Source organism: Streptomyces sp. SID3343, assembly GCF_009865215.1.
In the GTDB taxonomy this organism is placed as follows: domain Bacteria; phylum Actinomycetota; class Actinomycetes; order Streptomycetales; family Streptomycetaceae; genus Embleya.
Map to the genome: position 1 here is coordinate 1 of NZ_WWJX01000983.1, position 447 is coordinate 447.

Consider the following 447-nt stretch of genomic DNA (forward strand, 5'->3'; position numbering starts at 1 on the left):
GCGGCGCCGCCGACCATCGACCGGCCCGGCAGGGCGAAAGCCAGGGCCAGGCAGCCCACGAGGCCGACGACCGGGACGATTCGCGGCGGGCGCCCCTCGGCGGGGGTGAGCGTCCAGGCGGCGGCATTGGCCACGGCGTAGTAGGCCAGGACGCCGAAGGACGAGAAGCCGATCGCCCCGCGCACGTCCACGGTGGCGGCGAGGACGACCACCACTGCGCCGACGGCGAGTTCGGCACGGTGCGGGACGTCGAAGCGCGGGTGTACGGCGGCCAGGACGTGCGGCAGTCGGCGGTCGCGGGCCATGGCCAGGGTGGTGCGCGAGACGCCCAGGATGAGCGCCGACAGCGAACCGAGCGCCGCGATCGCGGCGCCGACGCGGACCGCGGGTGCCAGGTTCGGCGCCCCCGCGGCGCGGACCGCGTCGGCGAGCGGGGCGGAGGAGTCG

At 77.4% G+C, this 447-nt stretch carries 1 protein-coding gene; it reads right to left on the minus strand.

All coding sequences use genetic code 11. The annotated features are described in order from the left end of the window. The coding region (locus GT354_RS30645; protein ID WP_161359628.1) for an amino acid permease at positions 1–447 on the minus strand (447 nt) is incomplete at both ends.